11 protein-coding genes are annotated in these 13,834 nt (G+C 39.8%); 1 reads left to right on the top strand and 10 read right to left on the bottom strand.

The genetic code is table 11. From position 1 onward, the window contains the following. Nucleotides 1–5 precede the first annotated feature (5 nt). The 10 genes from HMPREF1321_RS11935 to HMPREF1321_RS11050 form a co-directional block, all read right to left on the bottom strand. Nucleotides 6–155, bottom strand: a complete 150-nt coding sequence (locus tag HMPREF1321_RS11935; RefSeq protein ID WP_157461822.1) for a hypothetical protein — start codon at nucleotides 153–155, stop codon at nucleotides 6–8. 190 nt (nucleotides 156–345) lie between these two features. Further along, nucleotides 346–2,136 (bottom strand): excinuclease ABC subunit UvrC, encoded by a 1,791-nt coding sequence (gene uvrC, locus HMPREF1321_RS11090; protein ID WP_009422640.1) that lies wholly within the window; start codon nucleotides 2,134–2,136, stop codon nucleotides 346–348. Nucleotides 2,137–2,234: 98 nt separating this feature from the next. Beyond that, nucleotides 2,235–3,605 (bottom strand): OmpA family protein, encoded by a 1,371-nt coding sequence (locus HMPREF1321_RS11085; protein WP_009422657.1) that lies wholly within the window; start codon nucleotides 3,603–3,605, stop codon nucleotides 2,235–2,237. A gap of 204 nt (nucleotides 3,606–3,809) precedes the next feature. Then, nucleotides 3,810–8,051 carry an alpha-glucan family phosphorylase gene (glgP, locus tag HMPREF1321_RS11080; RefSeq protein WP_009422684.1) on the bottom strand — a complete coding sequence of 1,414 codons (4,242 nt, stop codon included), beginning with the start codon at nucleotides 8,049–8,051 and terminating at the stop codon, nucleotides 3,810–3,812. Nucleotides 8,052–8,656: 605 nt separating this feature from the next. After that, nucleotides 8,657–8,983 carry a type II toxin-antitoxin system RelE/ParE family toxin gene (locus HMPREF1321_RS11075; RefSeq protein WP_002675218.1) on the bottom strand — a complete coding sequence of 109 codons (327 nt, stop codon included), beginning with the start codon at nucleotides 8,981–8,983 and terminating at the stop codon, nucleotides 8,657–8,659. Continuing rightward, entirely contained in the window at nucleotides 8,968–9,270 is a 303-nt protein-coding gene (locus tag HMPREF1321_RS11070; protein ID WP_034576095.1) for a hypothetical protein, read from the bottom strand. The genes HMPREF1321_RS11075 and HMPREF1321_RS11070 overlap by 16 nt, the downstream gene beginning before the upstream one ends. Before the next feature lie 144 nt (nucleotides 9,271–9,414). After that, nucleotides 9,415–10,479 carry a membrane protein gene (locus HMPREF1321_RS11065; RefSeq protein WP_009422653.1) on the bottom strand — a complete coding sequence of 355 codons (1,065 nt, stop codon included), beginning with the start codon at nucleotides 10,477–10,479 and terminating at the stop codon, nucleotides 9,415–9,417. Nucleotides 10,480–10,493: 14 nt separating this feature from the next. Beyond that, nucleotides 10,494–11,180 (bottom strand): anti-sigma factor, encoded by a 687-nt coding sequence (locus HMPREF1321_RS11060; RefSeq protein ID WP_009422638.1) that lies wholly within the window; start codon nucleotides 11,178–11,180, stop codon nucleotides 10,494–10,496. A 3-nt stretch (nucleotides 11,181–11,183) separates the two neighbouring features. Then, nucleotides 11,184–11,723 carry an RNA polymerase sigma factor gene (locus HMPREF1321_RS11055; protein WP_009422680.1) on the bottom strand — a complete coding sequence of 180 codons (540 nt, stop codon included), beginning with the start codon at nucleotides 11,721–11,723 and terminating at the stop codon, nucleotides 11,184–11,186. 87 nt (nucleotides 11,724–11,810) lie between these two features. Further along, nucleotides 11,811–12,278, bottom strand: a complete 468-nt coding sequence (locus tag HMPREF1321_RS11050; RefSeq protein WP_034576085.1) for a DUF192 domain-containing protein — start codon at nucleotides 12,276–12,278, stop codon at nucleotides 11,811–11,813. 405 nt (nucleotides 12,279–12,683) lie between these two features. On the opposite strand from HMPREF1321_RS11050, the gene HMPREF1321_RS11045 reads away from it, so the two are divergent. Further along, nucleotides 12,684–13,646 (top strand): transporter, encoded by a 963-nt coding sequence (locus HMPREF1321_RS11045; RefSeq protein WP_009422655.1) that lies wholly within the window; start codon nucleotides 12,684–12,686, stop codon nucleotides 13,644–13,646. The last annotated feature ends 188 nt before the right edge of the window (nucleotides 13,647–13,834 follow it).

Here is a 13,834-nt window from a genome sequence, read left to right as displayed (position 1 = left end):
TCTAATTAAAAGAATAAATTATTTTTATAGCAGAAGTACTCATTATACACCTCTAAGAACCCAGATTTGTACCACTGTTCTTCATCTTTTGTTCGTCTTTTGTTCGTTGTTTGTTCGTTGTTTGTTCGTTGTTTGTTCGTCTTTTCTTCGTTCATTTTTTATCTGCCCGTGCGGCTCGCACCGTCTTTTGTTCGTTGTTTGTTCGTCTTAGCTCCGAATAACGTTTGATTATAAAGCTATTACAGCTAAGCTGTCTACTGTTTTCGCCATAGATTATTTCTATAATAGAACTTGCTCCAAAGGTATGAAACAAATTGTAATTAGCAACAGATAAAGCCTTCGTTTTTATTTATGACTCTGGAAATATTCATACACTTTCTTACCTCTAAAGCCTGCTACTTGGGTAAGCTCCTCTAAAGTAGCTTCTCTTATGCGTTTTACCGATTTAAAATGTTGCAAGAGTACTTCTTTAGTCTTTTCTCCTATACCCTCTACTCCATCAAGCTCCGATACGATTGCCGATTTACTCCGTTTTTGCCGGTGGAAGGTAATCCCAAAACGGTGAGCTTCATCACGTAACTGCTGTATCACTCGCAAGGTTTCCGAACGCTTGTCTAAATACAATGGAATACTATCCTCAGGAAAATATATTTCTTCCAAACGCTTCGCAATACCTATAATAGCTATCTTTCCGCGCAGTTCTAATTGCTCTAAGGCTTTTAATGCCGAAGACAATTGTCCCTTCCCGCCGTCTATTACAATCAGTTGTGGCAGAGGTTGTTCCTCGTCCAACAATCTTCGATAACGTCTATACACGGCTTCTTCCATCGAGGCAAAATCGTTAGGGCCTTCTACAGTTTTCACGTTAAAATGGCGATAGTCTTTTTTGCTCGGCTTCGCATTCTTAAATACTACACACGCCGATACGGGGTTCGTACCCTGAATATTCGAGTTGTCAAAGCACTCTATATGTACCGGTGGGACAGAGAGATGCAAGTCGCGTTGCATCTGGGTGAGAATACGGTTCGTATGGCGTTCGGGGTCTACTATTTTCTCCTGCTTGAATCTATCTTGACGGAAGTGTTTGGCATTGCGCATCGATAGGTCTAAGAGTTGTTTTTTCTCACCTGCCTTAGGAATAGTCGCTTGTAATCCTTCTGAAAGAGTAACCTCAAAAGGCACAATAATCTCTTTGGAATTAGAGAAGAAACGTTCGCGAACATCAATAATAGCGTATTCCAAGAGCTCTCTATCGGTTTCTTCCAATTTCTTTTTGATCTCCAAAGTATGAGCTCTCACAATCGCTCCGTAGGCTACTTGTAGGAAATTTACATAACCGTACTCTTCGTCCGAAACGATAGAAAATACATCTACATTGCTAATTTTACTACTTACGATGGTCGATTTTGCCTGATAGTTCTCTAAACTCTGTATCTTTTGCTTGATGAGATGTGCTTCTTCAAACCGCATTTCCGAAGCCAGTGCCATCATCTCCTCCTTAAACTGATGTAATGCATCTTTGAAATTCCCTTTGAGGATTTCTACAATCTGCTGAATATTCTGGTTGTAATCTGCTTCGTTTTGGTATCCTTCACAAGGCCCTTTACAATTTTTCAGATGATATTCCAAGCACACTTTAAACTTGTGGTTAGCGATGTTTTGCGGAGATAAATCGTAATTACAATTGCGCAAAGCGAAGAGCTCTTTTATCAAATCTAAAAGTGTGTGTACGGTTTTCATACTGGTATAAGGGCCAAAGTACAGCGAACCGTCTTTTACTACTCTACGCGTAGAGAATACGCGTGGAAATCGTTCTTTCTTCACACATATCCAAGGATAGCTCTTGTCGTCTTTTAGGAGAATGTTATAGCGCGGTTGGTATTTCTTGATAAGGTTGTTTTCGAGTAGTAATGCATCACTCTCGGTAGCTACGACTATGTGTTCTATACGCACAATTTTCCTCACCAAAATACGTGTTTTGGCACTGTCGTGTTCCTTTTGGAAATAAGAAGAAACGCGCTTTTTCAAATTGACGGCTTTCCCTACATAAATAAGCGTGTCCGTAGCATCGTAAAACTGATAGACACCAGGATTATTAGGTAAGGTTTGCAATTGAATTTCGATAGAAGGAAACATAAACAATTAGTGATTAATAACTGATAATTAATAATTAAAAAGAGGTTGTCCTTACGGGCAACCTCTTTTTATGTGTAACAAAAGGGTTAGAGAAACAACTATTTTACTAAGTTGATTTCAACACGACGGTTGAGCTCTCTACCTTTCTTAGTTTTGTTAGAAGCGATTGGTTTATCAGGACCGAAACCTTTTGCAGTCAAACGACCTTCATCGATACCTTTTTCAATCAAATAAGCTTTAACAGAGTAAGCTCTATCTTCTGATAATTTTTGATTCTTATCTCTCTTACCACTGATATCAGTGTAACCCTCAATAGAGAATTTAGCGTTCTTGTATTGGTTCAATACGTCAACGATTTGGTTCAATACAGTTGCTGATTGAGGTTTGATAGTAGCTTTGTTTACGTCAAACAAGATAGTGCGTGCAAAGTCGTTCAATTTCTTTTGAACTTCTTGAGTTACTTCAGGGCAACCATTGTTAGAAGCAGGTCCAGGTACATCTACGCATTCGTCGTCTTTGTCAAGTACACCATCGCCATCGGTATCAGGCCAAGGGCAACCGTTGTTTTCTTTAGGACCAGCTACGTCTTTACATTGGTCTACGTTATCTGGCACACCATCACCATCGGTATCAGGGCAACCGTTAAATTCAGCTGGACCAGCTTCATCTGGACAAGCATCATCTTTATCAGCGATACCATCATTGTCTCTGTCTGGGCAACCTTTCAATTCTGGTTTACCAGCTTCATCAGGACAAGCGTCGTCTTTATCAGCTACACCGTCATTATCACGGTCTGGACAACCTTTCAATTCTGGTTTACCTGGTTCATCAGGACAAAGGTCATCTTTGTCAGCTACACCATCTTTATCGCGGTCTTTTTTACCAAATTTAATGGTAATACCGGCAGCGTGTTGGAAGTAATCCTCTTTTGAATCAGATTGGAAAGTAGGGTGGTAAGCTGTCTGCAAGTTAATACCGATGTTTTCAGTAAACCAAAAGTTCACACCACCACCACCTAAGGCGCGGAATTTACCTTCGTTGTCAATAGCGGCATAACCACCACCTACTTGTAAGAATGGGTCAAACCATTTTACTTTCTCTTTGTTCCAAAGAGATTTAAAGTGGTATTGCAACGCTAAGTCTGCAGACCAGAAAGATAAATCTACTTTGTTATCAAGATCTTTGTTATAACCGAATCCTTTTTCGATTTTGTTTAAAGAACCTGATAATTCAGCAGAAAAACCAGCTCCGATATATCTACCTACTGAAAGACGAGAAACTGCTGGAAGGATATTGATATCGCTTGGCCCTCCCCAGTCTTTCATTAAGTCCCCGAATGCATCAGGGGTACGAATATCAACGGAGTTCACTCCAAATCCTATTTGCCAAGGACTGTCTTCATCTTGTGCTTGAACTGCCACTGAAAAAGCAGCAGCTAAAGCAAATAAAGTTACTTTGATTTTCTTCATACTTAAAAAATGAATTTTGATTACTATTTTAATTTTGGTGCAAATATAAGTATTATTTTAATACAAAATCATTTTAGAGATATTTTTTTATTAATTTTAACATTTCTTATTCTTTTTAATCTCTCCAAAATAGTGGTTTTTTAACCTTTATATATTTGCTTATTTTCTTCCTATATACTTTAAAATGAAATACTTATTTATTTGTTATAGCCATTTTACCAAAGCGAAATCTTGGCGGTGTGGCAATAAATTATTTTTTGGGAAAATTCTTATTGCTAAGTGCAAAGCGCCTGGATATTCTGAGGCAATTTCCAATTGATAGGTAGCTTTGTTGCCTTCTTGAGCCACTACCGTAAACTCACTTGTCGAGAGTACTTTAAACTTATCGTCTTTATGTTGGGCTACTACCAATTCTACTCCTACGTCTTCAGGGCGTAATTCTCCTAATTCTAAGGTAATTTCACCTTTGTATATTTTGCCAATAGAAATGAGTTGCTCATTGCGATTAGGCACTTTAAAGCTCACTACCTTTATGTTATCCCATTCTTGAGTTACTTTGCGTTTCCAGTTCGAAAGTTCAATAGCGATTGCAAAGTGATTGTCTTTAATCTTGGTTACGCGCTCAGTCATTGGGTAATAGTATTGCTTTTCGTAATCAGTGAGCATACGAGTAGTGGTAAAGTTTACCGCTACTTTGGCAATCGTATTCTTAATGAGCGCACACCAGCGTGATGAGATGCCATCTTTATTCTTATCATAGAATATAGGAGCTATCTCGTCTTCAATAATGTTGTAAATCGTCTCTGCATCCATTTCGTCTTGATACTGCTGGTTTTCGTAGGAGCGTTCCATAGGGAGAGCCCAACCGGCATCTTCCCGATACCCTTCTACCCACCAACCATCAAGTACGCTGAAGTGCATTACTCCGTTCATTGCAGCTTTTTCACCACTGGTTCCTGAGGCTTCTAGCGGACGTGTAGGGGTATTCATCCATACATCTACCCCTTGTACCATATGGCGCGCGAGCTCCATATCGTAGTTAGGAACGAATAATATCTTGCCTAAGAACTGTGGTAATTTCGAAATTTCCACAATATTCTTAATCAAATCCTGTCCTGCTTTATCGGCAGGGTGGGCTTTACCGGCAAAGATGAACTGTACAGGGCGCTCAGGATTGTTCACTATTTTATCCAAACGCTCTATATTGGTAAAGAGCAAATGAGCGCGTTTGTAGGTTGCAAAACGACGCGCAAAACCAATGGTAAGGATATCTTCGCGTAAGTTCTCTTTGATTTCCACTAACTGACGTGGAGAGAAATAAGGGGTGTTCTTCTCTAAACGCAGCTTTTGTTCTACACGGCGCAAGAGCTTAGAACGAAGAGCCGTTTTGATTTCCCACACGCGTTGGTCAGATACCTTATAGATGCCCTCAAAGCTCTTAGGGTCGTAGTGGTGTGTTTTGTAGTCTTTGCCAAACACCTCGTTTTCTACTTCTTTCCACAAGCCAGCTGTCCACGTAGGTTGGTGTACTCCATTGGTTACATAGCTAATGTGAAGTTCTTCAGGCATATAACCTGGCCACAAGTCTTTGAGGATTTCTTTACTTACCTCACCGTGTAGCCAGCTCACACCGTTTACTTCTTGCGAAAGGTTTGCTGCGAGGTTACTCATCGAGAATTTCTCGTGTGGGTTTTGCAAGTTTATTTTACCCAAAGCGAGTATTTGTTCCCAATTCACGTGCAATATATCGGCGTAATTTCCTAAATAAGCGCGTAATAAGCCTTCTTCAAAAGCATCGTGACCTGCGGGTACTGGGGTGTGAGTAGTAAAGAGTGACGAAGCGCGCACCACTTCCATCGCTTCCGAGAAAGTAAGATTCTCGTTTTGGATATACTCGCTGAGGCGTTCCAACCCTATAAAGGCAGCGTGCCCTTCATTGCAGTGGTAAATATCACTGTCGATACCTAGCTTGCGCAACATCTTAATACCTCCTAAACCTAATAACATTTCTTGTTTAAGACGGTTTTCCCAGTCACCTCCATACAAGTGATGGGTGATAGAACGGTCGTCTTCGCGGTTGTTCTCAAAATCGGTGTCGAGAAGATAAAGCTCTATACGACCTACGTCCACACGCCATACACGTGCATATAGGGTTCTACCTGGTAAATCTATTGATATAATCAACCATTTTCCACTCTCATCTGTTACAGGCGTTACAGGTATCTTCGAGAAATCTTGTGCTTCGTAGTCGGCTTCTTGGTTACCTGCTGAAGATAGTTTTTGAGTGAAATAACCATAGCGGTATAACAATCCTACCCCAGTGATTTTGGTTGCCTTGTCGCTGGCTTCTTTTAGGTAATCGCCCGCCAAGATACCCAAACCTCCTGAATAAATCTTCAAGGAAGAATGCAAGCCGTATTCCATACTAAAATAAGAGATAGACGGACTTACCATCTCCGATTTTTTAGCCATATAGGCTTGGAAATCACCATATACTTTCGAAAGATTGCGCATAAATACCGCATCTTGCTCCAATTCTTTATAACGAGTAAGTGAGATGCTGTCCAGCAATGCAATAGGGTTTTTACGCACTTCTATCCATTGGGCTTTATCGATGTATTTAAAAACTTCGTAAGCCTCGTCATTCCAGCACCACCAAAGGTTTTTAGCAAGTTCTTCGAGCGGTTGTAAGGCTTCGGGAATTGCACGGTGGATAATCACACTGCGCCAGTTAGGCGTGTTCACCACCTTCGATTTCTCTAAATATGCCACTCCATCAGTTTCTACCGGAGGCAGACTCTCCACTCTGTCCTCTATATTTTCAAGAGTGAGTTCATAACATTTTATGTAGTATTGTACCAAGTTCTTCCACAGAGCGATTTCTGATACTTTACCTGCTGTTTCGCGAAGCTCTTGGAAGTCTTGTTCTTTCCTGTCTAATAAATTCTGAATATTTTTAGCAATCGCGCCTACTACCTCACCGTAGTTGCTATCGGTGCGCGGTACTACTTCTATCGCTTTTTGTTTTTCGGGGTAATAATCGTTCACCCACTTGCCAAAGCCTGCCAAAGTAGTGGTAATGGTAGATACTTTAAAAGCCAAACTTTCAAGCGGTGTATAGCCCCAAGGCTCGTAGTACGATGGGAAAGCGGTGCCGTCCAACCCGATGAGCAAGTCGTAATAAGAAAGGTTGAACACCCCGTCGTTGCCATTGAGATAACTTGGACAGAAAATCACTTTCACCTTATCTTCCTTCCTATTGAAGAGCTGTTGCTCATAAATACGAGTCATTATCGCATCGTGATACACATCAGGGAGAATATGGGTAAGGTGCTTTTGTTCGTTTTCGGTAGTTTGCTGAGGGTTGTGCAAATTGTTTAGCAATCCTTGGTTAGGCGCATCGTGAGCTGTAGGAATTAAGATGTAAGCCAAAAGCTCTTTCTTGTTATTAGAATTCCTATTCAGTGCTCCCAAGGCATCAATAAAGGCATCGATACCCTTGTTGTGGAACTCATATCTACCGCTGATAGCTACAATTTTGGTATCCTTGCTAATAGGTTGGGTTACCAAAGCCTGTGCTACGCTGATAAGACGCTGTTTAGCTTCTGCGCGCTTCTTATCAAAATCTTTTTCAGCTGGTACTATGGCGTCGTTAAAGCCATTAGGCGTGATGATATCAGTTTTTCTGCTGAGGAAGTGCAACGCTTCTTGGGCAGTAATTTCGCTTACCGTAGTGAAGCAGTCGGCTACTTTGGTAGTTTCTTTTTCGAGGAAGTGTTTGTGTTGTACCCCAAACCGATAGGCCATTTCTTCGGGTTTGTAGTTCTTCATATCGTTGTAGAGCGGATAACCATTGCCGGCAATCGCACGACCTACTACGGTAGCGTGAGTAGTGAATACCGAACCTATTTTAGGCATTTCTTCTTCCAAATAGAGTAGCGCACTACCGGTCATCCATTCGTGGAAATGGCAAATCACGTTTTCGCGTGAAGCAGTGTTGAACTTCACAAAGCTCTCAATCACCTTCCCTACTGCATAACCAAAAAGCACCGACTCTACGTAATCCCACGGACTGTTGTAAGAATCGAGCTTGTAGTTATCCCAATAATAACGCAAAATCTCGTTTTTGGCACTTACATAATGAGAGAAATCTACCAGAATTACTATGGGGTTGCCTTCTATTTTCCAATTCCCCACACGCACGCGCAAGCCCTCAGATGCTGCTTTAGCACGCCACGATTTGAAGAGTTCGGGGTTTTCTACAAATTCTTTATTTTCGTTGTGTTGCCAAATATCGGGACCAATCAGAATGTATTTCCTTCTGAATTGTTTCGCAATACTCGGAGCTTTCGTGGTAATCACCGTGTGAATACCTCCTACTTTGTTACATACTTCCCAACTGGTTTCAAACACATAGTCGGGATTAATTTTCTTTGTATTACTCATTATATTTAGTGTTTAGTCGTTAGTTGTCAATTTTTAGATGTTTTAAGTATCATTAGTTTCAAACAATACCATTTCTCAATCGCTTTCCCCTCATTTCAGTTTCTCCTTATAATATTATCTTCTTCATCTGTTATTCGTCATTCGTCAATCGTCACTCGTCATTTCTTCCTTTTTTCGTCATACTCCCCTCCTAGTGCCTATGGACTAAGCTCCCATACCACCCCATTTCCTAATTTTCTAATTTGCTAACTCTCTAATTATCCCTTCTCCTTTACCGTCTCCACATTCCCCCTCTCCTTGGGAGAGGGACGGGGTGAGGATTCTCTTTCTTTCGTCTCGAAACCCCGTTTTTTACATTTTTAGCACTGTTGTATTGTATTATGAGTCAATCACTTATATACCCTTTCTATACCAATCGTCCAAGATTCGTATAAGCTTCCTATAAGCTCCCTATAAGCTAAGTACACCCTTCCAATACCTTTTTTTCATCAAAAATCCTCTCACACTACTTCTGAAATCCTCCGTTATCTTTCGCTCTCCCGACTCTTCTGCTGTCCACCGTACTACGGTTACTTATACGGCTCGTACTGTCGTCGTACTACGACTTATTTGTCAAAATAATGTCCTAATAATCGGGAAACAAGTACTGTTTTCTCATCTTCAAAAACTTCATACACTACTCTATCCTTTTTGCTTAACTCTCTGCTCCAAATCTCATTATTAGGGAAATGTTTTAATTTCTCAGCAGAAGCAAACCCATTACTATCCATAGGATTAATCGCTATTTCTGCAAAAATCCTCTCTAAGCGTTTCTTTACAGAGGGTAGCCCATTTTTCTTTATCTCTTTTAGTTGTTTTAAAGCCTCTTGAGTTAATTCGATTGTATAGGTTGAGCTTGAGCTTTCTTCAGTCTCAGTTAAAGATTTTCCCATATATCAAACGGGTTTATTTGGGTAGTTTTGCCTGCTTTATATTCTGCTCTTGCTTCTCTTACAAGATTTTCTAAGTTGGTAATATCTTCTTCTTTATCCTGATAGTTAGCTGAGGCATATTCATTGTTTTCTTCTAAATTAGTCGGATTATGAAACCTCTCTTCAAGCTTTTTTGAAATCCACAACTTATAACCAGCAGACTCTTCGGCACTCATCGTCTCGAGTGCCTCCATAAGCTTCTGTTTATCTTGAGTGTCTATGTCTTTTTCTTTTAAGATTGTATTCATATTTTTATCATTTAAAAAGACTGCTTTTATACCAAACAAAAAAAGTACCTTTACAAGCAACGTTGCAAAGGTACAAAGTTTTTTTTGATTATAATACTATTTTCAGGAAAATAAATTTTAGCTAAGAGATATAAAACAAATCTTTTAATCTCCAAAACGTATCCCTATAGAAAAAGGATACTCGTTTACAGGATTGTTGCGGAAAAGAGGAGCAAGGCTATATCGAGCATAAATCACATAATCTTTATATCCTAAATGAGCCGAAAGTCCATATACCCAAGGGCTGATATTTAAGTCCTCTCTTATAACATTTTTATGAATAGAACCATCGTCATATCTTATTTTCTGACTGTTGCCTATGGATACCCCTACATAACCCCCAAAACCTACTCTGAAACTGTCGTGAACAGGGTAAATGGTTACTCCGTTCTTAGTTTTAGGAGGTGTGAAATCAAATTCGAAGTCCACAGGCACGATGAGGTAATTGGTACGCAATTTCGATTTGTTAAGTTTATTAGCAGTATACTCCACCGATTTTGTTACGCCGTTTTCTCTTACAAAGTACTCGCTCTCTTTGAATTTGAGTCCGTCGTGCATCCAGGCAATTCCATAGTTGATATGCAACAAATTGTTCGTTTTAAGCAAGCGAAACCCTGATGTAAAGCCCAATTCAAACGATTTAGAACCTAAGGGTTTAAAACGATTGTCACCAAAGCCATTGCTACTGTTTAGGTTGTGAAACCCTATTGCCATATAAAGCCCTATTTCGTCTAAGGCACGATTGGTATTCACTTTTTTCTCTTCCTTCTTGCGGAAAATAGTTTCTAATTCTTCCATTGCGCGCTTATACGCATCCGATTTAGCTGTGGTAAGCGTATTGGTTTGAGTTTCTGTGGAGGCTGATGTAGCTCCTTCACGTATGAGTTTCGCTAAATGTTCGGCTTCAGCAGCTGTCTTTTCTTTGATATTCTTCTCGGTAGTAGCCGTGAGCTCTTCTTTCATCTGCTGACTCAGTTCTTCACTGATTTTCTTCTCTTTGAGCAACTGATTTACGGCTGAAAGTTTCTTTTTGAGCGTTTCTTTTTCTGCAAATACAATAGAGTCTATCGTGTATTTCGATTTTTTGATAGCTTCTTTGGAATGGTCTTGTGCGAAGGTGATGCTTGTCGCCAACAAGCAAATCACCCATAAAAAATGTAATGTTCTCATTTTGATATTTATTTTTAGTCTTTATTGTTTAAAACAACGCGTGTTCCTACTTCTTTTAATAGCCTTTCAGCTAATAGTTTTACCCTGTTTCTAAGCAAGTCCCTTTCAATGGTGTTAAAAGTAGCATCTTGCTCGTATTTTTGATTTACATATTGGTTGAGTTGAGCTTGAGTAGTAGCGATAAGAGCTAAATCTTCTGCCGATAGTTGCTGTAAATCCCCTGCTATTTGCTTTTCCATCTGTTTTGTAATTCTGGTTTCAATAGCATCAGCAGTATACTCGGCAAAAAGAGTATCTACCTCATTGATATCGAGGAGGGCAGGAGAAGCTATGGAACTCTTAACAGCTGGCAAAGTTGTAAGAGTCCTTTGGACTATGGGAACTTTGGGAGTTTCGGTTATCGTAGTAGGAGTGAAAGTAGTACCAACAGATGATACGTTTTCTTTTTCTGTGGTTACAACTACTACTTTCTGCGATTGATATTCAGGGTTTGTATTGGTTTGTTGCTGTTCTAACAAATACCCTATCCCGAGGCACAATAGCAAGCAGGCAGCTATGGCGTAATACCACACTTTTCGGCTGTTCTGCCTTGCTTGTTGGGCTTCACTCTCGGCTAATTGCGCCTCTAACTGTTCCCATAGGGTAGGCGAGGGGGTGATTTTCCGATACCTAAATAGGCGTTGTATGCTATCTTTCCACATTTTTTAAGCTCTTTTTTTATAGTTTGTAACGTATTGTTGTAAAAGTTTTTTGGCATAAGCCAATTGCGATTTAGAAGTGCCTTCACTAATACCTAACTTCTCTGCTATCTGCTTGTGAGATTCATTTTCAAACACATAAAGGTTAAAAACGGTACGACAGGCAGAAGGAAGTTTATCTATAAAGGCTTGTATTTGTTCATCGTTAAAAGATTCATTGTCTAACTCACTCTCGTCGATAGTGTCGTAAGTATCGCTCCAATCGGTGAAGGATAGCTTTTGGGCTTTGCTTTTGAGAAAATCTATACATTCATTTACAGTAATCCTGCGTATCCACGCATAGAAGTGTTCTTGTTCTTCATATTTAGAGAGACTGGTAAATATCTTGAAAAAGGCTTTCAGTAAGGCATCTTCGGCGAATTGCAAATCACTAATGTACAGCCTGCACACACTCAGCAAAGCAGGAGCGTACTGGTCGTACAACTGCTTTTGCGCTAAGCGGTCGTTGCGCTGAGCTTTCTCGATGAGACAATGGTCGATTTGCATTTTTCTTTAAATGATGAATGATTTATTCTTTTTAAGGTTCAAATTAAGTACGATGTAGAAAAACAGGAGATTGTTCAACTTCATCGGTTACGGCAGTTTGATTGTACAGCCCTTTCCTATGTTGTTTTTTTTAAACCATCCTTGAGGCACTTCAAGAGCATAACGCACAGGTTCCGATGAGTCCACACTTTGATGGCTGAACGGTGTCATATCGCGTGTTTTGCGAATTTCGCCATTCGAGTTAATGAACGCAATTGAAAGGGGAGTAGGCGTATCTTTCATCCAAAAGCTTAACTTTTCGTCTCTTTTAAAGATAAAAAGCATACCCGTTCCTTCGGGAATATTCTCACGCCCCATATAACCTTTTGACATCTCTCGTATGGAGCGAGCAAGCTCAACTCTTATGGGAATGGTCTTGCCGTCAAGATTTGTAATGGTCAAGTCCCTCTCTTCAAACTCAAGCGTGAGAGCTGAACAGGCAGTAAAAACAAGGTAGCACAATAGGATAACTCCTATCAGCAATAGTTTGGCAGATGTAAATATTTTCTTTTTCATAAGTCCTACAAAATTAAAAGTTCAGAAAATAAATATATGAATTTTGATATCTCAATTATCCTTTTTGCCCTTATAAACGAAGAAAAATTAAAAAGGTTGGAAAATAATTAGAAAATTTGTCAATTAGCGAATTATTTAACTTTGGCGAAGTTTAGTGCAAATCAAATTCAAAAGGATTTTGAGCCAAAAGAGCTGATACTGAAAGGATAGCAATAAGTGATAAAAGCTGTTTTATAGAAATGTCTTAATTTGTTCATTAACAATTGGTAAATTGAGGGCAAAGATAGGGAGAAATCAGCAAATTGACAAATTAGAAATTTTAAATACGAGTTGTTCAGGTAGTTTGATTAGCAAATTATTTGTACTTTTGTAGCCTTAAATCATTAGCTCATCGGTAAATTTAAAATGCTTACACTCATTCGTTTTATAAAGAATTGGACACTGCCTATTTCTATGGGCATAGGCGCTTTGGTATATCTCATATTTTACTACGTGCCTGCACTGGATACTCTCTCACAGAAACTTGCTCCTACGTTCGACACTATACTGCCTCTGTTTATGTTCCTGATACTGTACGTTACTTTCTGCAAGGTAAACTTTAAAAAGTTGTTGCCTGTACGATGGCACTTTTGGGCAAGTCTCTTCCAAATCGTTTTGGTAACAGCGATTGTAGGGGTGATTCTTTATTTTCGGATTGGAGGCAAGGAGTTGATACTCTTGGAGAGCATTCTTGCTTGTGTGATAGCCCCTTGTGCCGCGGCTGCAGCCGTAGTAACCTTAAAACTTGGGGGCAATTTGGAACAGATGACCACCTACACTTTCCTCTCTAATCTGCTTTGCGCCCTACTGATTCCGATTTGTTTTCCGCTGATAGAACCTGCATCGGAGTTTACTTTTTGGACTGCTTTCTCGCTCATAATGCAGAAAGTGTGTTTGGTGTTGGTTGTGCCTATGCTCTTAGCACTACTTACTAAGAGTGTACCACAACTTCACCGCTTTCACCAATGGCTGATAAACATTCCTGACCTCTCCTTCTACCTTTGGGGTTGTTCACTGATGATTGTTACCGGTACGACTCTTAAAAATATCTTCCACGCACAATCGGGGATAGGTTTTTTATTGCTCATTGCTTTTTTGGGGTTACTATTATGCCTAATGCAATACGCTATTGGGCGGTATATAGGTCGGTTTTTTGAAGCTTCGATTGAGGCAGGACAAGCCTTAGGGCAAAAGAATACGGCTTTTGCCATTTGGATAGCTACCACTTACCTGCACCCTCTTTCCACCGTAGGTCCTGGCTGTTATATTTTGTGGCAGAACATTATTAACTCAATAGAAATTTGGAAAAGAGGGAAGTATAAGGCTTAACCCTTTGAAATAAGGTTAAGTAAACGTCTTATAAAAATGAAATTTCGAATATTTACTTATTGAAACCATAGAGAGAATTTTATTACTATCTACACCGAAGCTATACCGAACCCACAGTGGCTTTACAGTGGGTCTACAGTGGCTCTACAGTGGCTCTACAGTGGCTCTACACCGAACGATAGGCAGTC

This window comes from Capnocytophaga sp. oral taxon 412 str. F0487 (assembly GCF_000271925.1).
Taxonomy (GTDB): domain Bacteria; phylum Bacteroidota; class Bacteroidia; order Flavobacteriales; family Flavobacteriaceae; genus Capnocytophaga; species Capnocytophaga ochracea.
This window is presented reverse-complemented; position numbering and strand designations above follow the sequence as displayed.